Annotated in this window: 24 protein-coding genes; 23 read left to right on the top strand and 1 reads right to left on the bottom strand. The window is 64.6% G+C overall.

From position 1 onward, the window contains the following. Positions 1–135 precede the first annotated feature (135 nt). From C8C96_RS22725 to hisD, 14 genes are all read left to right on the top strand, one after another. Positions 136–4,869, top strand: a complete 4,734-nt coding sequence (locus tag C8C96_RS22725) for a glutamate synthase-related protein (protein WP_121943719.1) — start codon at positions 136–138, stop codon at positions 4,867–4,869. Positions 4,870–4,916: 47 nt separating this feature from the next. Next, on the top strand, positions 4,917–6,395 hold the full coding sequence (locus C8C96_RS22720) for a glutamate synthase subunit beta (protein ID WP_056060207.1): 1,479 nt from the start codon (positions 4,917–4,919) through the stop codon (positions 6,393–6,395). A gap of 299 nt (positions 6,396–6,694) precedes the next feature. Further along, positions 6,695–7,513 carry an ABC transporter ATP-binding protein gene (locus tag C8C96_RS22715; RefSeq protein ID WP_056060210.1) on the top strand — a complete coding sequence of 273 codons (819 nt, stop codon included), beginning with the start codon at positions 6,695–6,697 and terminating at the stop codon, positions 7,511–7,513. Continuing rightward, positions 7,510–8,292 carry a lipid asymmetry maintenance ABC transporter permease subunit MlaE gene (gene mlaE / locus C8C96_RS22710; protein ID WP_099731118.1) on the top strand — a complete coding sequence of 261 codons (783 nt, stop codon included), beginning with the start codon at positions 7,510–7,512 and terminating at the stop codon, positions 8,290–8,292. Before C8C96_RS22715 ends, mlaE begins: the two co-directional genes overlap by 4 nt. 35 nt (positions 8,293–8,327) lie before the next feature. Continuing rightward, positions 8,328–8,816, top strand: a complete 489-nt coding sequence (gene mlaD, locus C8C96_RS22705; RefSeq protein ID WP_056060215.1) for an outer membrane lipid asymmetry maintenance protein MlaD — start codon at positions 8,328–8,330, stop codon at positions 8,814–8,816. Positions 8,817–8,866: 50 nt separating this feature from the next. Next, on the top strand, positions 8,867–9,613 hold the full coding sequence (locus tag C8C96_RS22700; RefSeq protein WP_056747250.1) for a VacJ family lipoprotein: 747 nt from the start codon (positions 8,867–8,869) through the stop codon (positions 9,611–9,613). 156 nt (positions 9,614–9,769) lie between these two features. Beyond that, complete coding sequence (locus tag C8C96_RS22695) at positions 9,770–10,417, top strand: phospholipid-binding protein MlaC (RefSeq protein WP_056747251.1); 648 nt, start codon at positions 9,770–9,772, stop codon at positions 10,415–10,417. Positions 10,418–10,430: 13 nt separating this feature from the next. Continuing rightward, positions 10,431–10,703 (top strand): STAS domain-containing protein, encoded by a 273-nt coding sequence (locus tag C8C96_RS22690; RefSeq protein ID WP_121943717.1) that lies wholly within the window; start codon positions 10,431–10,433, stop codon positions 10,701–10,703. Between the two features lie 134 nt (positions 10,704–10,837). Beyond that, a complete protein-coding gene (locus tag C8C96_RS22685; RefSeq protein WP_121943716.1) occupies positions 10,838–11,776 on the top strand; it encodes an ABC transporter ATP-binding protein in 939 nt (312 codons plus the stop codon). Continuing rightward, positions 11,773–12,528, top strand: coding sequence for an ABC transporter permease (locus C8C96_RS22680; protein ID WP_121943715.1), 756 nt, complete (start codon positions 11,773–11,775; stop codon positions 12,526–12,528). The genes C8C96_RS22685 and C8C96_RS22680 overlap by 4 nt, the downstream gene beginning before the upstream one ends. A gap of 16 nt (positions 12,529–12,544) precedes the next feature. Continuing rightward, entirely contained in the window at positions 12,545–12,787 is a 243-nt protein-coding gene (locus C8C96_RS22675) for a BolA family protein (protein ID WP_121943714.1), read from the top strand. Between the two features lie 96 nt (positions 12,788–12,883). Continuing rightward, entirely contained in the window at positions 12,884–14,158 is a 1,275-nt protein-coding gene (gene murA / locus C8C96_RS22670) for a UDP-N-acetylglucosamine 1-carboxyvinyltransferase (RefSeq protein ID WP_121943713.1), read from the top strand. Then, positions 14,155–14,814 carry an ATP phosphoribosyltransferase gene (hisG, locus tag C8C96_RS22665; RefSeq protein WP_233584296.1) on the top strand — a complete coding sequence of 220 codons (660 nt, stop codon included), beginning with the start codon at positions 14,155–14,157 and terminating at the stop codon, positions 14,812–14,814. The genes murA and hisG overlap by 4 nt, the downstream gene beginning before the upstream one ends. 22 nt (positions 14,815–14,836) lie before the next feature. Then, positions 14,837–16,219 (top strand): histidinol dehydrogenase, encoded by a 1,383-nt coding sequence (hisD, locus tag C8C96_RS22660; RefSeq protein ID WP_121943712.1) that lies wholly within the window; start codon positions 14,837–14,839, stop codon positions 16,217–16,219. On the opposite strand, the gene C8C96_RS22655 is transcribed toward hisD, so the two are convergent. Beyond that, on the bottom strand, positions 16,206–16,616 hold the full coding sequence (locus C8C96_RS22655; protein ID WP_121944148.1) for a DUF2917 domain-containing protein: 411 nt from the start codon (positions 16,614–16,616) through the stop codon (positions 16,206–16,208). The two genes, hisD and C8C96_RS22655, sit on opposite strands and share 14 nt — an antisense overlap. A gap of 151 nt (positions 16,617–16,767) precedes the next feature. Between C8C96_RS22655 and C8C96_RS22650 the strand changes: the two genes are divergently transcribed. The 9 genes from C8C96_RS22650 to hisI all read left to right on the top strand — a co-directional run bounded on the left by C8C96_RS22650 (position 16,768) and on the right by hisI (position 23,598). After that, positions 16,768–18,222 (top strand): PLP-dependent aminotransferase family protein, encoded by a 1,455-nt coding sequence (locus C8C96_RS22650; RefSeq protein WP_121943711.1) that lies wholly within the window; start codon positions 16,768–16,770, stop codon positions 18,220–18,222. A 54-nt stretch (positions 18,223–18,276) separates the two neighbouring features. Further along, the gene (locus C8C96_RS22645; RefSeq protein WP_069103652.1) at positions 18,277–18,501 is read left to right on the top strand and encodes a CopG family transcriptional regulator; all 225 of its coding nucleotides are present in this window, start codon (positions 18,277–18,279) and stop codon (positions 18,499–18,501) included. Positions 18,502–18,515: 14 nt separating this feature from the next. Beyond that, on the top strand, positions 18,516–18,968 hold the full coding sequence (locus C8C96_RS22640) for a PIN domain-containing protein (protein WP_121943710.1): 453 nt from the start codon (positions 18,516–18,518) through the stop codon (positions 18,966–18,968). Further along, the gene (locus C8C96_RS22635) at positions 18,965–20,098 is read left to right on the top strand and encodes a histidinol-phosphate transaminase (protein ID WP_121943709.1); all 1,134 of its coding nucleotides are present in this window, start codon (positions 18,965–18,967) and stop codon (positions 20,096–20,098) included. The genes C8C96_RS22640 and C8C96_RS22635 overlap by 4 nt, the downstream gene beginning before the upstream one ends. Then, the gene (gene hisB / locus C8C96_RS22630; protein WP_121943708.1) at positions 20,095–20,733 is read left to right on the top strand and encodes an imidazoleglycerol-phosphate dehydratase HisB; all 639 of its coding nucleotides are present in this window, start codon (positions 20,095–20,097) and stop codon (positions 20,731–20,733) included. Before C8C96_RS22635 ends, hisB begins: the two co-directional genes overlap by 4 nt. Positions 20,734–20,784: 51 nt before the next feature. Further along, entirely contained in the window at positions 20,785–21,462 is a 678-nt protein-coding gene (gene hisH / locus C8C96_RS22625; RefSeq protein WP_108497078.1) for an imidazole glycerol phosphate synthase subunit HisH, read from the top strand. Between the two features lie 65 nt (positions 21,463–21,527). Then, positions 21,528–22,268, top strand: coding sequence for a 1-(5-phosphoribosyl)-5-[(5-phosphoribosylamino)methylideneamino]imidazole-4-carboxamide isomerase (gene hisA / locus C8C96_RS22620; protein WP_056060243.1), 741 nt, complete (start codon positions 21,528–21,530; stop codon positions 22,266–22,268). A gap of 7 nt (positions 22,269–22,275) precedes the next feature. Beyond that, positions 22,276–23,076, top strand: a complete 801-nt coding sequence (hisF, locus tag C8C96_RS22615; RefSeq protein WP_056747261.1) for an imidazole glycerol phosphate synthase subunit HisF — start codon at positions 22,276–22,278, stop codon at positions 23,074–23,076. Between the two features lie 132 nt (positions 23,077–23,208). Then, positions 23,209–23,598, top strand: coding sequence for a phosphoribosyl-AMP cyclohydrolase (hisI, locus tag C8C96_RS22610; RefSeq protein WP_121943707.1), 390 nt, complete (start codon positions 23,209–23,211; stop codon positions 23,596–23,598). Positions 23,599–23,600 lie beyond the last annotated feature (2 nt).

The raw sequence follows: 23,600 nt of genomic DNA, 5'->3' as shown, positions 1-23,600 counted from the left end.
TTAATATGTCCCCAATAATATGCTTGTGTGAGTTCTGGTTTGTTTAATTGGAATCTGACCCCAATTAAATTGCTTGCCAAAATATGCTGCAATGCACTAACCTCGGCTCCCCTGCGAAAAATATAGGAGTGCGCCATGACCACGGCTGCCGAGATCCAGCATCTGCAACAACACGGTTTGTATTCATCGGGTAACGAACACGACGCCTGCGGCCTCGGTTTTGTGGCCCACATCAAGGGCATCAAGCGCCACGACATCGTGACGCAGGCTCTGAAGATTCTGGAAAACATCGACCACCGTGGCGCGGTGGGTGCCGACCCGCTGATGGGCGACGGCGCCGGCATCCTGATCCAGATCCCTGACGCGCTGTACCGCGAAGAGATGGCCAAGCAAGGCGTGACCTTGCCTGCGGCCGGCGAATACGGCGTGGGCATGATCTTCCTGCCCAAGGAGCATGCCTCGCGCCTGGCTTGCGAGCAGGAGATGGAGCGCGCCATCAAGGCCGAAGGCCAGGTACTGCTGGGCTGGCGCGATGTGCCGGTGAATGTGGATATGCCCATGTCCCCCACAGTGCGCAAGAAGGAGCCCATCCTGCGCCAGGTGTTCATCGGCCGTGGCAATGACGTGATCGTGCAGGACGCGCTGGAGCGCAAGCTGTACGTGATCCGCAAGACGGCCAGCGCCAACATCCAGGCGCTCAAGCTCAAGCACAGCAAGGAATACTACGTTCCGTCCATGTCCAGCCGCACCGTGGTCTACAAGGGCCTGCTGCTGGCCGACCAGGTGGGCGTGTACTACAAAGACCTGTCGGATGAGCGCTGCGTCTCGGCCATCGGCCTGGTGCACCAGCGCTTCTCCACCAACACCTTCCCCGAGTGGCCGCTGGCCCACCCGTACCGCTATGTGGCGCACAACGGCGAAATCAACACCGTCAAGGGCAACTACAACTGGATGAAGGCCCGCGAAGGCGTGATGGCATCGCCCGTGCTGGCTGCTGACCTGCAAAAGCTCTACCCCATCAGCTTTGCCGACCAGTCCGATACCGCCACGTTCGACAACTGCCTCGAACTGCTGACCATGGCCGGCTACCCCATCAGCCAGGCCGTGATGATGATGATCCCAGAGCCCTGGGAGCAGCACACCACCATGGACGAGCGCCGCCGCGCCTTCTATGAATACCACGCCGCCATGCTGGAGCCTTGGGACGGTCCCGCTTCCATCGTGTTCACCGACGGCCGCCAGATCGGCGCCACGCTGGACCGCAACGGCCTGCGCCCCTCGCGCTACTGCATCACCGACGACGATCTGGTCATCATGGGCTCCGAGTCGGGCGTGCTGCCCGTGCCCGAGAACAAGATCGTGCGCAAGTGGCGCCTGCAGCCCGGCAAGATGTTCCTGATCGACCTGGAACAAGGCCGCATGATCGACGACGACGAGCTGAAAGCCAACATCGTCAACACCAAGCCCTACAAGCAGTGGATCGAAAACCTGCGGATCAAGCTGGACAGCATCGAGACGGGCGAAGCCGCCGCGGTCCCTGTGGCTGCCGGCCTGCCGTTGCTGGATCGCCAGCAGGCCTTTGGTTACACCCAGGAAGACATCAAGTTCCTGATGGCGCCCATGGCCAAAAACGGCGAAGAAGGCATCGGCTCCATGGGCAACGACAGCCCGCTGGCCGTGCTGTCGGGCAAGAACAAGCCGCTGTACAACTACTTCAAGCAGCTGTTCGCCCAGGTGACCAACCCGCCGATCGACCCGATCCGTGAGGCCATCGTGATGTCGCTGAACAGCTTCATCGGCCCCAAGCCCAACCTGCTGGACATCAACCAGGTCAACCCGCCGATGCGGCTCGAAGTGAGCCAGCCAGTGCTCGACTTTGCCGACATGGCCAAGCTGCGCGACATCGAGAAGTACACGCAAGGCAAGTTCAAGAGCGCGACCATCGACATCACCTACCCGTTGAGCTGGGGCCGTGAGGGCGTGGAAGCCAAGCTGGCCTCGCTGTGCGCGCAGGCCGTGGATGCCATCAAGGGCGGTGCCAACATCCTCATCATCAGCGACCGCGCGGTGAGCGCCACGCAGGTGGCCATCCCCGCGCTGCTGGCGCTGTCGGCCATCCATCAGCACCTGGTGGGCGCAGGCCTGCGCACCACGGCCGGCCTGGTGGTCGAAACGGGTACCGCGCGCGAGGTGCACCACTTCGCCGTGCTGGCGGGCTACGGCGCCGAGGCTGTGCACCCTTACCTGGCCATGGAAACCCTGGCCGAAATGCATAAGGACCTGGGCGGCGACTTGTCGGTCGACAAGGCCATCTACAACTACGTCAAGGCCATCGGCAAGGGCCTGTCCAAGATCATGTCCAAGATGGGCGTGAGCACCTACATGAGCTACTGCGGCGCCCAGCTGTTCGAGGCCATCGGCCTGAACACGGAAACCGTGGGCAAGTACTTCACCGGCACCGCCAGCCGTGTGGAAGGCATCGGCGTGTTCGAGATCGCCGAAGAAGCCATCCGCATGCACAAGGCCGCGTTTGGCGACGACCCCGTGCTCGAAACCATGCTGGACGCCGGTGGCGAGTACGCCTGGCGCGCCCGTGGTGAAGACCACATGTGGACACCTGACGCGATTGCCAAGCTGCAGCACAGCACGCGCGCCAACAACTGGAACACGTACAAGGAATACGCACAGATCATTAACGACCAGAGCAAGCGCCACATGACGCTGCGCGGCCTGTTCGAGTTCAAGATCGATCCGTCCAAGGCGATCTCGATTGATGAGGTCGAACCCGCCAAGGAAATCGTCAAGCGCTTCGCCACGGGCGCCATGTCGCTGGGCTCCATCTCCACCGAGGCGCACGCCACACTGGCGGTGGCCATGAACCGCATTGGCGGCAAGAGCAACACCGGTGAAGGTGGCGAGGACGCGGCACGCTACCGCAACGAACTCAAGGGCATCCCGATCAAGAAGGGCGACACGCTGAAGAGCGTGATCGGCGCCGAGAACGTCGAGGTCGATCTGCCCCTGCAGGACGGCGATTCGCTGCGCAGCCGTATCAAGCAGGTGGCGTCGGGCCGCTTTGGCGTGACGGCGGAGTACCTGTCGTCCGCCGATCAGATACAGATCAAGATGGCCCAGGGGGCCAAGCCCGGCGAGGGCGGTCAGCTGCCTGGCGGCAAGGTGTCCAACTACATCGGCAAGCTGCGCCACAGCGTGCCGGGTGTGGGCCTGATTTCGCCACCGCCGCACCACGACATCTACTCCATCGAGGACTTGGCCCAGCTGATCCACGATCTGAAGAACGTCGCACCGCACGCAGGCATCAGCGTCAAGCTGGTCTCCGAAGTGGGCGTGGGCACCATCGCCGCAGGCGTGGCCAAGTGCAAGAGCGACCACGTGGTGATCGCAGGGCATGACGGCGGCACGGGCGCTTCGCCCTGGTCGTCCATCAAGCACGCGGGCGGTCCGTGGGAAATCGGCCTGGCCGAAACCCAGCAGACGCTGGTGCTGAACCGCCTGCGCGGCCGCATCCGTGTGCAGGCCGACGGCCAGATGAAGACCGGCCGCGACGTCGCCATCGGCGCATTGCTGGGTGCTGACGAGTTCGGCTTTGCCACGGCACCGCTGGTGGTGGAAGGCTGCATCATGATGCGCAAGTGCCACCTGAACACCTGCCCCGTGGGCGTGGCCACGCAGGACCCCGAGCTGCGCAAGAAGTTCTCTGGCAAGCCAGAGCATGTGGTGAACTACTTCTTCTTCATCGCCGAAGAAGTGCGTCAGATCATGGCCCAGCTGGGCATCCGCAAGTTTGACGACCTGATCGGCCGCACCGACCTGCTCGATATGCGCCAGGGCCTGGAACACTGGAAGGCACGCGGCCTGGACTTCAGCCGCCTGTTTGCCCAGCCGAACGTCCCCGCCGATGTGCCCCGCTTCCACGTGGACGTGCAGGATCACAACATCGAGCACACACTGGACCGCAAGCTCATCGAGCGCAGCAAGCCTGCCATCGAAAAGGGTGAGCGCGTGCAGTTCATCGAGGTGGCGCGCAACGTGAATCGTTCGGTCGGTGCGATGCTGTCCGGGGCGGTCACCCGTGTGCACCCCGAAGGCTTGCCTGACGACACCATCCGCATCCAGCTGGAAGGCACTGGCGGCCAGTCGTTCGGCGCGTTCCTCACCCGCGGTATCACGCTGTACCTGATCGGCGACGCCAACGACTACACGGGCAAGGGCCTGTCGGGTGGCCGTGTCATCGTGCGCCCCAGCATCGACTTCCGGGGTGAGGCGGTGCGCAACACCATTGTGGGCAACACCGTGATGTACGGCGCTACCACCGGTGAGGCTTTCTTCAGCGGCGTTGCCGGTGAACGCTTTGCGGTGCGTCTGTCGGGTGCCACGGCCGTCGTCGAAGGTACGGGCGACCATGGCTGCGAGTACATGACTGGCGGTACGGTGGTGGTGCTCGGCAAGACCGGCCGCAACTTTGCAGCAGGCATGAGCGGCGGCGTAGCGTATGTGTACGACGAAGACGGACAGTTCGACACACGCTGCAACCTGTCGATGGTGACGCTGGAGCGCATCCTGCCCGCCACCGAGCAGGAAGCTACGGTCCCCCGCTCGATCTGGCACAACGGCCAGACGGACGAGGCCCAGCTCAAGAAGCTGCTGGAAGACCACAACCGCTGGACTGGCAGCAAGCGCGCGCGCGAGCTGCTGGACAACTGGGCCGCATCGCGCAGCAAGTTCGTCAAGGTCTTCCCGACCGAGTACAAGCGTGCGTTGGCTGAAATTTATGAACGAAAAGTGCTGGAGGAGTCCGCTACACCAGCGGTAGCTGCTACCAAAAAAGAAGTGGCCCCCGCCAAGTAAGGCGTCGCCACACCCTTCGCACAGCATTCATAGACAAGGACATCGTCATGGGAAAAACTACTGGCTTCATGGAATACGAGCGCATCGAAGAGGGCTACAAGCCCGTGCCCGAGCGCCTGAAGCATTACAAGGAATTTGTCGTCGGGCTCGATGAGAGCCAGGCTAAGGTGCAAGGCGCGCGCTGTATGGACTGCGGCACGCCGTTCTGCAACAACGGCTGCCCGGTGAACAACATCATTCCCGACTTCAACGACCTCGTGTACCACGCGGACTGGAAGAGCGCGATCGAGGTGCTGCACAGCACCAACAACTTCCCTGAGTTCACCGGCCGCATCTGCCCCGCACCTTGCGAGGCTGCCTGTGTGCTCAACGTGAACGACGACGCTGTGGGCATCAAGAGCATTGAGCACGCGATCATCGACCGCGCCTGGGCCGAAGGCTGGGTGCAGCCGCGCCCCGCCAAGCACCAAACGGGCAAGAAGGTGGCTGTGGTGGGCTCCGGCCCCGCAGGTCTGGCGGCTGCGCAGCAACTGGCCCGCGCTGGCCACAGCGTCACGCTGTTCGAGAAAAACGACCGTGTGGGCGGCCTGCTGCGCTACGGCATCCCCGACTTCAAGATGGAGAAGTCGCACATCGACCGCCGCGTGAAGCAGCTCGAAGCCGAAGGTGTGGTGATTCGCACCGGTGTATTCGTGGGCGCCGCGAAGGACGGCCTGGGCAAGGATTCCAAAGTTACCAACTGGGCCAAGGAAACCGTCACGCCCGAACAGCTGAACAAGGAGTTTGACGCCGTGCTGCTCACCGGTGGCGCCGAGCAGTCGCGCGACCTGCCTGTGCCAGGCCGTGAACTTGACGGCATTCACTTCGCCATGGAATTCCTGCCCCAGCAGAACAAGGTCAACGCGGGCGACAAGCTCAAGGGCCAGATCATGGCGACGGGCAAGCATGTGATCGTGATCGGCGGCGGCGACACCGGCAGCGACTGCGTGGGTACCAGCAATCGCCATGGTGCAGCCAGCGTCACCCAGTTCGAGGTGATGCCCCAGCCCCCTGAAGTGGAAAACCGCCCCCTGACGTGGCCTTACTGGCCACTCAAGCTGCGCACCAGCTCCAGCCATGAAGAAGGTTGCGTGCGCGAGTTCGCGATCTCCACCAAGGAGTTCACGGGCGAAAAGGGCAAGGTCAAGAGCCTGACTACGGTGCAGGTCGAGTTCAAGGACGGCAAGCTGGTCGAGATTCCCGGCACCGAAAAACACTACCAGGCCGATCTGGTGTTGCTGGCCATGGGTTTTGTGAGCCCGGTCGCGCCGGTGCTGGAGGCTTTCGGCGTCGAGAAGGATGCCCGAGGCAATGCCCGCGCCACCACGGACTTTGACGGCGGTTATGCCACCAACGTGCCCAAGGTGTTTGCGGCGGGCGATATCCGCCGGGGCCAGTCACTGGTGGTTTGGGCCATCCGTGAAGGCCGCCAGGCCGCGCGTGCGGTGGACGAGTTCCTGATGGGATATTCGGACCTGCCCCGCTGATCCTGCGGTTTTTCGAACCCTCCAAGCAACGGCGCCTTCGGGCGCCGTTTGTGTTGACGGGGCCTTTGACGGTGGGGCAATGGCCGGGCGTCAGCCTTCTGGACGCTTTGTTGGCACAATCAGGGGTTCTGTCAATCCGGGCTTGCCTCGGTCTCGCTCGGTCGGGATCGCTGGCGGTTGTGCTTTTTCTTTACAAACATGCATGAATGTATGTTTGTGTCTTCGGCTACCATCTGCGCTCCATTTTCCGGGGGCGGATGCTGTTTTGGCAGGCCTCAGATCAGACATCCATTTCTTGCATGGCCGAGTCCACATTTCTTGCCGAGTTGCGCAACGTCACGTTTTCGTACGGTGACCGCGTGATCCTGCGCGACGTGACCCTGGCGGTGCCGCGCGGCAAGGTCACGGCGCTGATGGGCGCATCGGGCGGGGGCAAGACGACGGTGCTGCGCCTGCTTGGGGGGCAGCACAGGGCCCAGAGTGGCCAGGTGTTGGTTAACGGTCAGGACGTAGGGCGCATGGACGTACAGGCTTTGTACGCTGCGCGCCGGCGCATGGGCATGTTGTTCCAGTTCGGTGCGCTGTTCACCGACCTCAGCGTGTTTGAGAACGTGGCCTTTCCGCTGCGTGAGCACACCGATTTGTCCGAGGAACTGATCCGCGATGTGGTGCTGATGAAGCTGCATGCGGTGGGCCTGCGTGGTGCACGCGACCTGATGCCCAGCCAGATATCGGGTGGCATGGCGCGCCGCGTGGCGCTGGCCCGAGCGATCGTGCTGGACCCAGAACTGGTTATGTACGACGAACCCTTTGCGGGCCTGGACCCCATCTCGTTGGGCACGGCTGCGCAGTTGATCCGTCAGCTCAACGACGCCATGGGCCTCACCAGCATCGTGGTGTCGCATGACCTTGAGGAGACTTTCCGCCTGGCGGACCATGTGATCATCCTGGGCGAAGGCGTCGTGGCGGCACAGGGCACGCCTGAGGAGGTCCTTGCCAGCCGTGACCCGCTGGTGCACCAGTTTGTCAACGCTCTACCGACTGGCCCGGTGCCGTTCCATTACCCCGGCCCGGCCGTTGCCGAGGATTTCGGACCTGCAGGAGGACGTGCGCTGTGAGTTGGTACAAGCCCTCCGACGTCGGTTTTGCTGTGCGCCACAAGCTGGCTGACATCGGCATGGGCGCGCGGTTGTTTGGGCGGCTGGTGCGGCTCCTGGGTGCGACCTTGATGCGGCCCTCGCTGGTGCGCGACCAGGTGCATTTCCTGGGCAACTATTCGCTGGCCATCATTGCCGTGTCGGGCCTGTTCGTAGGGTTTGTGCTGGGCTTGCAGGGCTACTACACGCTGCAGCGCTATGGCTCGTCAGAGGCCTTGGGCCTGCTGGTGGCATTGAGTCTTGTGCGCGAGCTGGGCCCGGTGGTCACGGCGCTGCTGTTTGCGGGCCGCGCAGGCACGTCGCTCACAGCAGAAATTGGCCTCATGCGCGCGGGGGAGCAGCTCAGCGCCATGGAGATGATGGCGGTGGACCCGGTGCAGCGCATCCTGGCGCCTCGCTTCTGGGCAGGGGTGATCACCATGCCGCTGCTGGCCGCGGTGTTCAGTGCGGTGGGCATCATCGGCGGCTGGATCGTCGGGGTGCTCATGATCGGCATTGACCCCGGGGCGTTCTGGAGCCAGATGCAGGGCGGGGTGGATGTCTGGAAAGACCTGGGGAACGGCGTGCTCAAGAGTGTGGTCTTTGGCTTCACGGTAACTTTTGTGGCGTTGCTGCAGGGCTATGCAGCCAAACCCACCCCTGAGGGTGTGTCGCGCGCCACCACGCGCACCGTGGTCATGGCGTCTTTGGCGGTGCTGGCACTGGACTTCGTGCTCACCGCACTGATGTTCAGTATCTGACGCTGGCGGTGCTGGCAGTTCTAGGAATCAAACATATGCAACGCTCCAAAAACGATCTGTGGGTAGGGCTCTTCGTGATGCTGGGCGCGGTGGCACTGGTGTTTCTGGCGCTGCAGTCGGCCAACCTGCTGAGCCTTCAATTCCACTCGGGCTACCGTGTCACTGCCAAGTTCGACAACATCGGCGGTCTCAAGCCCCAGGCGGCGGTGCGCAGCGCGGGTGTGGTGGTGGGGCGTGTGGAGTCCATCACCTTTGACGACAAGACCTTCCAGGCGCGGGTCACGCTGGCCATGGAAGACCGCTATGCCTTTCCCAAGGACAGCTCCCTCAAGATCCTGACCAGCGGCCTGCTGGGTGAGCAGTACATCGGGATTGAGGCCGGTGCCGACGAAAAAAATCTGGCGGCGGGCGACACGATCACGTCCACCCAGTCGGCGGTGGTGCTTGAGAACCTTATCGGACAATTTCTTTACAGCAAAGCCGAAGACGGCGCAAAACCTGCAGGGACAGGTGGAAAAAAATGATGCATTCACTCCATACACTCCGTGCCCGCATTGATGACGGCAGGTTGTCGATGTCCCGCCTTGCAGCCAGCCTGGCCTTGTTGCTGGGGGCTGTGCTGCTCACCGGGTGCGCCACGGTGGCCAACCCTGATCCCCGCGACCCGCTGGAGTCTTACAACCGCAGCATGACCAACTTCAATGAACAGGTCGATGCCATGGTGCTCAAGCCCGTGGCGACGGCCTACAAGGAGGTCACGCCCGCACCGGTACGCACGGGGGTCAGCAATTTCTTCGGGAACCTGGGCGATGTCTGGTCGTTTGTGAACAACGTGCTGCAGCTGCGCGGCGAAGCCGCTGCGTCCAGCTTCATGCGGGTCAATGTGAACACGTTCATGGGCCTGGGTGGTTTGCTGGATATCGCCAGCGAGCTGGGCATCGACCGCTACAAGCAGGACTTCGGCCTGACCCTGGGGCGCTGGGGCGTGGGTACTGGCCCCTATCTGGTGCTGCCCATCCTGGGCCCTTCCACCGTGCGCGACACATTCGCGCTGCCGGTGGACATGAAGGGCAACGTGGTGAGCTATGTGGACCCGGTCTCGGCCCGCAACTCGCTGTATGCGCTGCGCGCCGTCGAGGTGCGCTCCAACCTGCTGCGCGCGGGCTCTGTACTCGACAGTGCGGCCCTGGACAAGTACAGCTTTACGCGTGACGTGTACCTGCAGGTGCGCAGCCACGCCGGTGAGGCGCCGAATGCGGACGGCAAGGACGACGGCGGCGCCAGCAATGGCGTGCTGCCCGAGGAACCTCCTGCGCGCTGATGGCATGCCGGGCGGGGCACATGCACCGATGCGCCGCCCTGGGTCTGGCCCTGTTGCACTTGCTTGCAATCCGCAACCGCTGCGACGCATGCCAGTGGACCCGCACCTCCACAATGATTTGACGGGCACAAGCCCGCACCGATGAAAGCCGAGAAGATGATGAACCGACGTTCCCTGGGCCGTGCCGCCCTTTGCATTGCAGCCAGTGCCGTGCTGAGCCTGCCGTTGTCTGCCCTCGCAGCCGACGAGGCGCCCGACGCGCTGATCAAGCGGCTGTCCGCCGATGTGCTCAACACGGTGAAGTCCGACAAGGCCATCCAGGCCGGGGACCTGAGCAAGGTGATCGCCCTGGTCGATAAAACGGTGATGCCCAACGTCAACTTCCGCCGCATGACGGCCGCAGCCGTCGGCCCCGGCTGGCGCCAAGCCACGCCCGAGCAGCAAAAACGCCTGCAGGACGAGTTCAAGATCCTGCTGGTGCGCACCTATGCCGGCGCGCTGGCCCAGGTCAATGACCAGAGCATCCAGGTCAAGCCCCTGCGCGCAGCCGCCGAAGACAAGGACGTGCTGGTGCGCACCGAAATCGTGGGCCGGGGCGACCCCATCCAGCTCGACTACCGCCTCGAAAAGACTCCTGGTGATGGCGCAGGCTGGAAGATCTACAACCTGAATGTGCTGGGCGTCTGGCTGGTGGAAACCTACCGGGGCCAGTTCGCGCAGGAGATCAATGCCAAGGGCATCGACGGCCTGATCGAGACACTGGCCGCGCGCAACAAGACCAATGCGGGCACTGCCAAGGGCTGACAGCCCCCTCGCCATGCTGGTGCTGCCCCCCGAACTCACCCACCGCCAGGCTACTGCCTGCCTGCACATGCTCAAGCAAGGGTTGCGGGTCCACCGCGACAGCGCGGTGGTGGTGGATGCCCATGGGCTGACGGTGTTCGACACCTCGGCCTTGGCCGTGCTGCTCGAATGTCGGCGTGAAGCCCTGTCCGAAGGCAAGCAGTTTGCCGTGCAAGGCATGCCTGCAGGTTTGGCGGGCATGGCAGGGTTGTATGGGGTGGATGCGCTGCTGGTCGTCGCACCTTGATATGAAATAGCTTTCATGGTCCCGGGTGGCTCTGCCACCCAAACCATGAAACGGAGGGCCCGCAGCGCCCGCCAGGGGCCATTGAGGCGGCCGCTCCGCCTGCAGAGGGCTGAGGCCTTAAAATCGAAGGCTTCATGCCCGCAGTCTCCTTCCAAGCCATCTCCAAGACCTTTGCCACGCCCAAAGGCCCTTTTCAGGCACTGAACCAGGTCAATCTGGACATCGAGGAGGGCGAGTTCTTCGGGCTCCTGGGCCCCAATGGTGCCGGCAAGACCACCCTGATCAGCATCCTGGCCGGCTTGGCGCGTGCCACCAGCGGCCGAGTGCTGGTGCAGGGCAGCGACGTGCAGGCCCAGTACGCCGATGCCCGCCGCAAGCTGGGCATCGTGCCGCAAGAGCTGGTGTTCGACCCCTTTTTCAACGTGCGCGAGGCGCTGCGCATCCAGTCCGGCTACTTCGGCGTGAAGAACAACGATGCTTGGATCGACGAGCTGCTCGAAAACCTGGGCCTGGCCGACAAGGCCAATGCCAACATGCGCCAGCTGTCGGGCGGCATGAAGCGCCGCGTACTGGTCGCACAGGCGCTGGTGCACAAGCCGCCCATCATCGTTCTGGATGAACCCACGGCCGGTGTCGATGTAGAACTGCGCCAGACGCTGTGGCACTTCATCGCCCGCCTGAACAAAGAGGGGCACACCGTGCTGCTCACCACCCACTACCTGGAAGAAGCCGAGGCCCTGTGCGGCCGCATTGCCATGCTCAAGGCGGGGCAGGTGGTGGCGCTCAACCGCACCAGCGAGTTGCTCAAGGCCGCCTCGGGCAGCGTGCTGCAGTTCAAGACCGACATGGTGCTGCCGCCCGCGCTGGCTGCCGTGGCGCGGGTCACCGGTCGCATCGTGCAATTGCCCGCGCACGACGCGGCAGAGATCGAAAACCACCTGGCTGCGTTGCGCGTGGCCGGAGTCGAGGTGCAGGACATGGAGATCCGTAGGCCTGACCTGGAGGATGTGTTCCTGCAAGTGATGTCCGGCACGTCGGCATCAAACATTCCGCTGGAGGGTGTTGCGCTATGACCGGCTGGCAGACGCTGTTCTACAAAGAGGTGTTGCGCTTCTGGAAAGTCAGCTTCCAGACCGTCGCGGCCCCCGTGCTCACAGCCGTGCTTTACCTGTTGATCTTCGGCCATGTGCTCGAAGACCATGTGAAGGTCTACGACCGCATCAGCTACACGGCCTTCCTTGTGCCGGGCCTCGTGATGATGAGCGTGCTGCAAAACGCCTTTGCCAACAGCTCGTCCAGCATCATCCAGAGCAAGATCATGGGCAGCCTGGTGTTTGTGCTGCTCACGCCGCTGTCGCATTGGGCGTGGTTCTGCGCCTACGTGGGCTCGTCCATCGTGCGCGGGCTGGTGGTGGGTCTGGGCGTGTTCATCGTTACGCTGGCGTTTGCGAGGCCGGAGTTTGCGGCGCCGCTGTGGATTTTTGCGTTTGCCCTGCTGGGGGCGGCGCTACTCGCCACGCTGGGGTTGATCGCGGGGCTCTGGGCCGACAAGTTCGACCAAATGGCCGCGTTCCAGAATTTCATCATCGTGCCCATGACCTTCCTGTCGGGCGTGTTCTATTCGATCCAGTCGCTGCCGCCGTTCTGGCAGGCTGTGAGCCACCTCAACCCGTTTTTCTACATGATCGACGGCTTCCGCTACGGCTTCTTCGGCCAGAGCGACACCTCGCCCTGGCTCAGCCTGGGCATCGTAGGCATCGCCTGGCTGGCCGTGAGCGCCCTGGCCGTGCACCTGCTGCGCACGGGCTACAAAATCCGTAACTGATTCCGAGCGCCCCACCATGACCGCTGACCAACTCAAAGACCTCATCGCTGCCGGCCTGGCCTGCGAACACATCACGCTCGAAGGCGATGGCCGCCACTGGTATGCCACCATCGTCTCGGCCGAGTTCGAGGGCAAGCGCGCCATCCAGCGCCACCAGCGCGTGTACGCCACGCTGGGCGCGAAAATGCACACCGACGAAGTGCACGCGCTGTCGATGAAGACCTTCACCCCGGCCGAATGGGCTGCCCAGGCGCAGTAGCGCCTGCACACCCACTAGAACTCACTTTTTGATAGCTGCTGGCGCATTTTCCACTAGCGCAAGCGGCACTTTTGACCCCTATTTTGGTGATTTGAGATGGACAAACTCCTGATTCGCGGCGGACGCAGCTTGCAAGGCGAGGTGCTGGTCTCCGGCGCCAAGAACGCCGCCTTGCCGGAGTTGTGCGCCGCCCTGCTCACGGCTGAGCCCGTGACCCTGCTCAACGTGCCCCAGCTGCAGGACGTGAGCACCATGCTCAAGCTGATTCGCAACATGGGTGTGGCGGCGGAGCGGGCCGACGACGGCACGGTGCGCATCAACGCCAGTGCGCTGAGCACGCCCGAGGCGCCCTACGAGCTGGTCAAGACCATGCGCGCCTCCGTGCTAGCCCTGGGCCCGCTGCTGGCGCGCTTTGGCGAGGCCACGGTGTCGCTGCCCGGCGGCTGCGCCATCGGCTCGCGCCCGGTGGACCAGCACATCAAGGGCCTGGCCGCCATGGGCGCCGAGATCGTGGTCGAGCACGGCTACATGATCGCCAAACTGCCCGCAGGCTGGAAGCGCCTGAAGGGCGCGCGCATTACCACCGACATGGTCACGGTGACGGGCACCGAAAACTTCCTCATGGCTGCAGCGCTGGCCAAGGGCGAGACGGTGCTGGAAAACGCCGCGCAAGAACCCGAAATTTCGGACCTGGCCGAGATGCTGATCGCCATGGGCGCAAAGATCGAAGGCCATGGCACCAGCCGCATCCGTATCCAGGGTGTGGACCAGCTGCACGGCTGCACCCACCGCGTAGTGGCCGACCGCATCGAGGCGGGCACCTTTTTGTGCGCTGTGGCCGCCACGGGCGGTGATGTGGTGTTGCGCCATGGCCGTGCCGACCACCTCGACGCCGTGATCGAAAAGCTGCGCGAGGCCGGCGCTTCCGTGCAGGCGGTGGACGGCGGCATTCGCGTGCAAAGCGCTGGCGGCGCCACGCTCAAGGCCCAGGGCTTTCGCACCACAGAGTACCCCGGGTTCCCTACTGACATGCAGGCCCAGTTCATGGCGCTCAACTGCATCGCCCAGGGCACGGCCACGGTGACCGAGACAATTTTTGAAAACCGCTTCATGCATGTCAATGAGCTGGTGCGGCTGGGTGCCAAGATCCAGACCGATGGCAAGGTGGCTGTCATCGAAGGCGTGCCCCGCCTGTCCGGCGCCACCGTGATGGCCACTGACCTGCGTGCATCGGCCAGCCTCGTCATTGCCGGCCTGGTGGCCGACGGCGAAACCGTGGTGGACCGCATCTACCACCTGGACCGCGGCTACGACTGCATGGAAGCCAAACTGCGCGGCATTGGCGCCGACATCGAACGAGTAAAAGCATGAGCAGCAACATGATCACCCTGGCGCTTTCCAAGGGCCGCATCTTTGACGAAACCCTGCCGCTGCTGGCCGCTGCAGGCATTGAGGTGCTCGAAGACCCCGAAAAATCGCGCAAGCTCATCCTGCCCACCAACCAGCCCAATGTGCGCGTGGTGCTGGTGCGCGCCACCGACGTTCCCACCTATGTGGAATATGGCGGCGCCGACATCGGCGTGACTGGCAAGGACACGCTCATCGAGCACGGCGGCCAGGGCCTGTACCAGCCGCTGGACCTGCGCATTGCCAAGTGCCGCGTGAGCGTGGCCGTGCGCAACGACTTCGACTACGCCCAGGCGGTCAAGCAGGGCTCGCGCCTCAAGGTCGCCACCAAGTACACCGGCATTGCGCGCGACTTCTTTGCCAGCAAGGGCGTGCACGTGGACATGGTCAAGCTCTACGGCAGCATGGAACTGGCGCCGCTCACGGGCCTGGCCGATGCGATCGTGGACCTGGTCTCCACCGGCAACACCCTCAAGGCCAACAACCTCATCGAAGTGGAGCGCATCATGGACATCAGCTCCTACCTGGTCGTGAACCAGGCCGCGCTCAAGCTCAAGCAGGCGCCACTGCGCCGCATCATCGATGCGTTTGCCTCAGCCATACCGGCCGAAAAGAACTGACCTCCACCCAACGACTAACACTATGACTTTGGTAGCTGCTCCCGCCCGTCTGTCCACCGCTGCGGCCACTTTTGAGGCTGATTTTGCAGCCCGCCTGCATTGGTCTGCCGACACCGACGCGGCCATTGAGCAGCGCGTGGCCGACATCCTGGCCGACGTGCAAAAGCGCGGCGACGCGGCGGTGCTGGAGTACACCGCCCGCTTCGACGGCCTCAGTGCCCCCAACATGGCCGCGCTGGAGCTGACCCAGGCCGACTTCAAGGCCGCGTTCGACGCCATTCCACAGGCCCAGCGCGACGCGCTGCAGGCCGCCGCCAAGCGCGTGCGCAGCTACCACGAAGCGCAGAAGAAGGCCTCGGGCGAGAGCTGGAGCTACCGCGACGAAGACGGCACGCTGCTGGGCCAGAAGGTCACGCCGCTGGACCGTGTGGGCATCTACGTGCCCGGCGGCAAGGCCGCCTACCCGTCCAGCCTGCTGATGAACGCCATCCCGGCCCATGTGGCGGGCGTGCAGGAAATCATCATGGTTGTGCCCACGCCCGTGCGCGGCAGCGTGGCGACCGGTGGAACGGGCGAGGGCACCTCGACGAAGGGCGAGCGCAACGAGCTGGTGCTGGCCGCCGCCTACGTGGCCGGTGTGACCCGCGCCTTCACCATCGGCGGCGCCCAGGCCGTGGCCGCGCTGGCGTATGGAACGGAGACCGTGCCCAAGGTGGACAAGATCACCGGCCCCGGCAACGCCTACGTGGCCAGCGCCAAGAAGCGCGTGTTCGGCACCGTGGGCATCGACATGATCGCGGGCCCGAGCGAAATCCTGGTGCTGGCCGATGGCAGCACGCCGCCCGACTGGGTGGCGATGGATCTCTTCAGCCAGGCTGAACACGACGAGCTGGCGCAGAGCATCCTGCTGTGTCCCGACGCCGCCTACCTCGACGCCGTGCAGCGCGAGATCGACCGTCTGCTGCCTACCATGCCGCGCGCCGAGATCATCGCCAAGAGCCTCAATGGCCGGGGCGCGCTGATTCTCACCAAGGACATGGAAGAAGCCTGCGCGATCAGCAACCGCATCGCACCCGAGCATCTGGAAGTGAGCAGCACCGACCCACACCGCTGGGAGCCGTTGCTGCGCCACGCGGGCGCGATCTTCCTGGGGGCCTACACCTCCGAAAGCCTGGGCGACTACTGCGCAGGCCCCAACCACGTGCTGCCCACCAGCGGCACGGCGCGCTTCTCGTCGCCGCTGGGCGTGTACGACTTCCAGAAACGCAGCAGCCTCATCGAGGTGAGCGAGGCCGGTGCCCAGGTGCTGGGTACCATCGCCGCCGAGCTGGCCTATGGCGAGGGCCTGCAGGCCCACGCGCAAGCCGCAGAGATGCGGCTGACCACGCCCGTCAAGCCGCGCTGATGGCACCCCGGGGCAGGGCGCCCTGTGTGGGTGCCGACGCCTTGGGCTGAGATGCGGCGGGTGCAGGTGGACAGGCGGCTCCTGCCACCGCCCGGTGCTGCGCCCAGTTCAGCCGTGCAGGCCGGTGGCCTTCGGCGCTGACGCGCAGCCGCACAGGTCCGGCGAACGACAGGCGCTGTCCAGCCTCCAGAAAATAATCCTCCAGCAGACCATCACAGGTCACCCAGACGCGGCCCTGTTCGACTTCGAGCAGGGCGATCTCGCCCGCGCGGAAGTCCAGCACCTGGACGGCCTGAAGCGGCGGCAGGGGCTGGCGCTTCCATTGCAGGGTGAGGGGCACCGCAGGCTGGGTGGGCAGTGCGGGCGACGGTGGGGTGGGGGTGTGCAGCGTGTTCATGCCTTCACTGTGCGGCCAGCTGCCGTGGGCCACCAGCCACAGGCGCGTGCGATCTGGCCCAGTACAGAACAGCGAACCGGGCCATCTGTACTGTACGCACTGGGCCGTCTCTGTACTGTCTGCCGGCCAAAGTGCCAGTACAGAATGCAGCATGGCCACCGATGACGCACCCCCGCTGTACCTTCAAATCGCCGAACAGCTTGCGCAGCTGATCCGCAACGGCACCCTGGCGCGCGGCGAAAAGCTGCCGTCGGTGCGTGAGCTGGCGCGCCAGCACGGCGTGGCGCAGACCACGGTGGTGCAGGCCTACCACTGGCTCGAAGATGCGCGCCTGATCACCGCGCGCCCGCGCTCCGGCTTTTTTGTGGCGGCGCGGCCGGTGAGCCTGCCCGAGCCCAGCACGCCGCGCCCAATGCGCCGCCCCCGCGAGGTGTCGGTGGACTGGCTGGGCCAGCGCATCCTGGGGCGCAACCAGCCGGTGGACATCATTTCGTACAGCAGCGGCACGCCTGGCCCCGAGCTGTTCAACCCCGACCGCGTGCGACGCGCCGTGGTGCGCGCCGCGCAGCGCCACCGTAACCTGCTGTGCACCTACCCCGGTTCGTCGGGCCATGAGGACGCGCGCCGCGCGCTGTCGCGCTACGCCGTCAGCCTGGGCTGCAGCCTGGACCCCGAGAACATCGTGATCACCGGAGGCTGCATGGACAGCATTGCGCTGTGCCTGCGCGCGGTGACGCAGCCGGGCGACGTGGTGGCTCTGGAGTCGCCCACGCATTTTTCGTTTCTGGAGGTGCTGCAGGGCCTGCACCTCAAGGCGCTGGAGATTCCCACCCACCCGCGCCACGGCCTCTCGCTGGATGCGCTGCAACTGGCGCTGGATACCCAGCCCGTCAAGGCCGTGATGGTGGTGCCCACGCTCAGCAATCCGCTGGGCAGCTGCATGCCCCAGGCCGAGCGCAAGCGCCTGGTGCAGATGGCGGCGCGGTACGACATGGCCGTCATCGAGGACGCGATCTACAACGACCTGGTCGAGGTGGACGAGATGCGGCGCACCGTCAAGTCGTACGACACCACCGGCCATGTGATGTTGTGCGATTCGTTCTCCAAGACGCTGGCGCCGGGCCTGCGCCTGGGCTGGCTGGAGGCCGGCCGCTGGGCCGACAGGCTGCGTGCCATCAAGGACCTGCAGGCGGGCGGACAGTCCGCCGTGCTGGAGCTGGCCCTGGCCGACCTCATCACCCAGACGGGCCACGCCGCCGCCATGCGCCAGCTGCGTGCGGCCGTGGCGGCGCGCATGGACGAGGTGCGCCACGTAATTGCCGCGCACTTCCCGCAGGGTACGCGCGTGAGTGACCCGCCCGGCGGCCTGCTGCTGTGGCTGGAGCTGCCGCGCGCGCTCGATTCGGTGCAACTGCACGAAGCCTGCCTGGCCCAGCAGATCCTGATCGCACCCGGCACGGTATTCAGCGCCAGCGGACGGTTCCGCAACTGCCTGCGCATCGGCGTGGGCGGCGACTGGTCGCCCGCGCACCTGGAGGCCTTGCGCACCGTGGGTGACATGGCCTGCCAGATGCTGCAAAGCGGGGCTCCGCGCAAGGCGGCGTGAATAAAAAAGCAACACGAAGTTCGTGGTGCACGAAGTTCGTGTAATATTTAACCCATGAAAAACATCACCGTGACCATGGACGACACCGTTGCCGAATGGGTGCGCGTGGAAGCCGCCAAGCGCGGCAGCAGCGTGTCGCGCCTGCTCGGTGAATGGCTGGCTGAAAAAATGCGCCAGGAAGACGCCTACGCCCAGGCTATGCGGGAGGCACTGAGTTTTGAAAGCTGGGGTGCTTCGAGCGGGCCCTATGTGCCGCGCGAAACCCTGTTTCTGCGCTGAACGGGGCAGAACGCATGGCCACCGTCCCCATCTTTGTCGATACCGAAATCCTGCTCGCCAGCGTGGACGACCGCGATGCCGGGCGCCAGGCGCGGGCGCGCGAATGGATCAGCTTTTGCTGGCAAACCCGCAGCGGCCGCATCAGCTCGCAGGTGCTCAACGAGCTGTACAACCAGGCCATCCAGCGTTTTGACGGCCCCCAAGTGCTGCAGCAGGTGCGCGCCCAGGTGCGCCGCCTGCGCGTATGGCTGCCGCCGCACCTTGACTCGTACACCGTGGACGGCGCCTGGGACCTGCAGGACCGTTACCGCCTGGGCTACTGGGATGCGCTCATCCTCTCGTCCGCCCACCAGCAAGGCTGCCGCTACCTGCTGACCGAGGCGCTGCCGCACGATCAGCCGATGGACGCCGTGCGCCCCATCAACCCTTTCCTTGTCACCCCCAACGAACTGGACACCACCGAATGACTACTCCCGCGTCGTCCCCCCTCCAGGCCCTGGCCCGCATCCGCCCTGACGTGCGCGCGATGCATTCCTATGTCGTGCAGCCGTCCACCGGCATGCTCAAGATGGACGCGATGGAGAACCCCTTCCGCCTGCCCGCGCATTTGCAGGCCGCGCTGGGCCAGCGCCTGGGTTCGGTGGCACTCAACCGCTACCCCGGCGACCGCATTGCCGACCTGAAGGCGGCCCTGGCGCAGTACGCGGGCATGCCCGAGGGCTATGGCATCGTGTTGGGCAACGGGTCGGACGAACTCATCACCCTGCTGGCGCTGGCCTGCGCACAGCCCGTGGACAAGGATGGAAGGGGCCAGCGCGCCACCATGCTGGCGCCCATGCCCGGCTTTGTGATGTACCCGCTATCGGCGCAGCTGCAGGGCCTGGACTTTGTCAGCGTGCCGCTCACGTCCGACTTCGAGCTGGACGAGCCCGCCATGCTGGCCGCCATCGAACAGCACCGCCCGGCCATCACCTACATCGCCTACCCCAACAACCCCACGGCCACGCTGTGGGACGAGGGCGCGGTGCAGCGCATCATCGACGCTGCGGGCGCGCAGGGCGGCATCGTGGTCATGGACGAGGCCTACCAGCCCTTTGCCAGCCGCACCTGGATCGACCGCATGCGGGCCGAGCCTGCGCGCAATGCGCACGTGCTGCTCATGCGCACGCTCAGCAAGTTTGGCCTCGCGGGCGTGCGCCTGGGCTACCTCATCGGACCCTCGGCGTTCGTGAGCGAGATCGACAAGGTGCGCCCGCCCTACAACGTGAGCGTGCTCAACTGCGAAACCGCCCTGTTTGCGCTGGAACATGCCGAGGTGTTTGCCGCCCAGGCCGCCGAGATCCGTGTCGAACGCACCACGCTCATCGCCGCGTTGCGCCAGATGTCGGGGGTCGAGAAGTGCTGGGACAGCGAGGCCAACATGGTGCTGATCCGTGTGGCGGATTCCGCCAAGGCCTACGAGGGCATGAAAAACCGCAAGGTGCTCGTCAAGAACGTTTCTACAATGCACCCATTGCTGGCCAACTGCCTGCGCCTGACGGTAGGCAATGCCGAAGACAACGCGCAGATGCTGGCCGCACTCCAAGCCTCCCTATGACTTCCTCCGCACTCGTACCTTCCGCCCCATCGGCCGACCCGATGGCCGACCGCATTGCCGAGGTCAGCCGCAACACCGCCGAGACGCGCATCCGCGTGCGCATCAACCTCGACGGCACGGGCCAGGCCAAGCTGCACACCGGCATTGGCTTCTTCGACCACATGCTCGACCAGATCGCCCGCCACGGGCTGATCGACCTCGACATCGACTGCGAAGGCGACCTGCACATTGACGGCCACCACACCGTGGAAGACGTGGGCATCACGCTGGGCCAGGCGTTTGCGCGCGCCGTGGGCGACAAGAAGGGCATCCGCCGCTACGGCCACGCCTATGTGCCGCTCGACGAAGCGCTGTCGCGCGTGGTGGTCGATTTCTCGGGCCGCCCCGGGCTGCACATCGACGTGAAGTTCACGGCGGGCAGCATCGGTCAGCTCGATACGCAGCTGGTGTACGAGTTCTTCCAGGGCTTCGTGAACCACGCGGGTGTGACGCTGCACATCGACAACCTCAAGGGCTTCAATGCCCACCACCAGTGCGAAACCATCTTCAAGGCGTTCGGGCGCACGCTGCGCGCGGCGCTGGAGCGTGATCCGCGCTCGGCCGGTGTCATCCCCTCCACCAAGGGTTCTCTGTGAATTTTTCAGTCAAATCAGGCGCAAGCGCTTGATTTGTATGCGCTAGCAGCTATGAATATGGAAGCAAAAACAGTGGCGGTCGTGGACTACGGCATGGGCAATCTGCGCTCGGTGTCGCAGGCCGTGCAGGCCGCCGCCGAGGGCACGGGCTGGACCGTGGTCGTCACCCAGCGCCCCGAAGACGTGCGCGCCGCCCAGCGCATCGTGCTGCCAGGGCAGGGCGCCATGCCCGACTGCATGCGCGAGCTGCGCGAGTCCGGCCTGCAGGAATCGGTGCTCGAAGCCGCTGCCACCAAGCCGATGTTTGGCGTGTGCGTGGGCATGCAGATGCTGCTGGACCACAGCGCTGAAGGCAACACGCCCGGCCTGGGCCTGATCCCTGGCGATGTGCTCAAGTTTGACCTGGCAGGCCGCACCCAGCCCGATGGCAGCCGCTTCAAGGTGCCCCAGATGGGCTGGAACCAGGTGCGGCAGATGCCCCACGCCCACCACGGCGGCGGCGTGCACCCGGTGTGGGCCGGTGTGCCCGACAACAGTTACTTCTACTTCGTGCACAGTTTCTACGCTGTGCCGCAAAATCCTGCCCATTGCGCCGGGCAGGCCGACTACGGCGGTTTGTTTGCTGCCGCGGTTGCACGCGATAATATTTTTGCCACCCAGTTTCACCCGGAGAAGAGCGCGGAGCACGGCCTGGCCCTGTACCGCAATTTTCTGCACTGGAATCCCTGATCCCTTAACCCCCACCCGTTCGGGCCGAGCTGCGTCTCGCCCTTTTTCACCCGAACTTCACCACCATGCTGCTCATCCCCGCCATCGACCTCAAAGACGGCCACTGCGTACGCCTCAAGCAAGGCGATATGGACCAATCCACCACCTTTGGTGAAGACCCTGCCGCCATGGCGCGCAAATGGGTGGATGCCGGCGCACGCCGCCTGCACCTGGTGGACCTGAACGGTGCGTTTGCGGGCGTGCCCAAGAACTACAGCGCCATCAAGTCCATCCTGAAAGAGGTGGGTGACGACATCCCCGTGCAGCTGGGCGGCGGCATCCGCGACCTGGACACCATCGAGAAATACATCGACGGCGGCCTGCGCTACGTGATCATCGGCACGGCGGCCGTGAAGAACCCCGGCTTCCTCAAAGACGCCTGCAGCGCGTTCGGCGGCCACATCATCGTGGGGCTCGACGCCAAGGACGGCAAGGTGGCTACCGACGGCTGGAGCAAGCTCACCGGCCACGAGGTCGTGGACCTGGCCAAGAAGTTCGAGGACTGGGGCGTCGAATCCATCATCTACACCGACATCGGCCGCGACGGCATGCTGTCGGGCATCAACATCGACGCCACGGTGAAGCTGGCCCAGGCTTTGAGCATCCCTGTGATCGCCTCGGGCGGCCTGTCCAACATGGCCGACATCGAGCAGCTGTGCGCCGTGGAAGACGAGGGCGTGGAGGGTGTGATCTGCGGCCGCGCCATCTACAGCGGCGACCTGGACTTTGCGGCGGCACAAGCACGTGCCGACGAACTGAACGGCTAAGGACCGCATGCTCGCCAAACGCATCATCCCTTGCCTGGACGTCACCGGAGGCCGTGTGGTCAAGGGCGTCAATTTCGTCGAGCTGCGCGACGCAGGCGACCCGGTCGAAATTGCTGCGCGCTACAACGCGCAAGGCGCTGACGAGCTCACCTTCCTCGATATCACCGCCACCAGCGATGGCCGTGACCTCATCCTGCACATCATCGAGGCCGTGGCCAGCCAGGTGTTCATTCCGCTCACCGTGGGTGGTGGCGTGCGCACCGTGGACGATGTGCGCCGCCTGCTCAATGCCGGCGCGGACAAGACCAGCTTTAACTCGGCCGCGATTGCCAACCCTGAGGTGATCAACGCGGTGTCGGCCAAGTACGGCGCGCAGTGCATTGTGGTGGCCATCGACGCCAAGCGCCGCTCGGCCGAAGACGCCTTGCGCCTGGGTGCCAACGGCCAGCCCGTGGGTGCGGGCTGGGACGTGTACAGCCACGGTGGGCGCAAGAACACCGGCCTGGACGCCATTGCCTGGGCCACCGAGATGGCGCAGCGCGGTGCGGGCGAGATCCTGCTGACCAGTATGGACCGCGACGGCACCAAGGCGGGTTTTGACCTTGAACTGACCCGCGCGGTGAGTGACGCGGTCAGCGTGCCCGTGATCGCCTCGGGCGGCGTGGGCAACCTTGACCACCTGGCCGACGGCATCCAGACCGGTGGCGCCGACGCGGTGCTGGCCGCCAGCATCTTCCACTACGGCGAATACACCGTGGGCCAGGCCAAGCAGCGCATGGCAGAGCGTGGCATCCCCGTGCGGATGTGATCAACATTCGCTCCTGATTTGATAGCTTCAAGCGCATGTAATACCTGCGCTTGTAGTCAAAAACACTCGAAAAGTGCAGGTGCGCGCCCTGGTTGGCACTGGCGCGCCACACGGATCACCGACAATGGCTCCATGAACTGGCTCAACGAAGTGAAATGGGATGCGCAGGGCCTGGTGCCCGTGATTGCGCAAGAGCAGGGCACGGGCGACGTGCTGATGTTTGCGTGGATGAACCGCGAGGCCCTGGCGAAAACCGCTGAACTGGGCCGCGCCGTGTACTTCAGCCGCTCGCGCAAAAAGCTGTGGTTCAAGGGCGAAGAGTCCGGCCACGTGCAGACGGTGCACGAGATCCGCCTGGACTGCGACAACGACGTGGTGCTGCTCAAGGTCACCCAGCAGGGCCACGAGCCCGGCATCGCCTGCCACACGGGCCGCCACAGCTGCTTTTTCAGCGTGCTCAAGGACGGTGCCTGGTACGCGGTCGATCCGGTCTTGAAAGACCCCGAATCCATCTACAAGTAATG

Source organism: Acidovorax sp. 100 (assembly GCF_003688355.1).
Classification (GTDB): domain Bacteria; phylum Pseudomonadota; class Gammaproteobacteria; order Burkholderiales; family Burkholderiaceae_C; genus Acidovorax; species Acidovorax delafieldii.
Note: the sequence above shows the minus strand (reverse complement) of the source record. Positions and strands in the feature narration are given on the sequence as shown.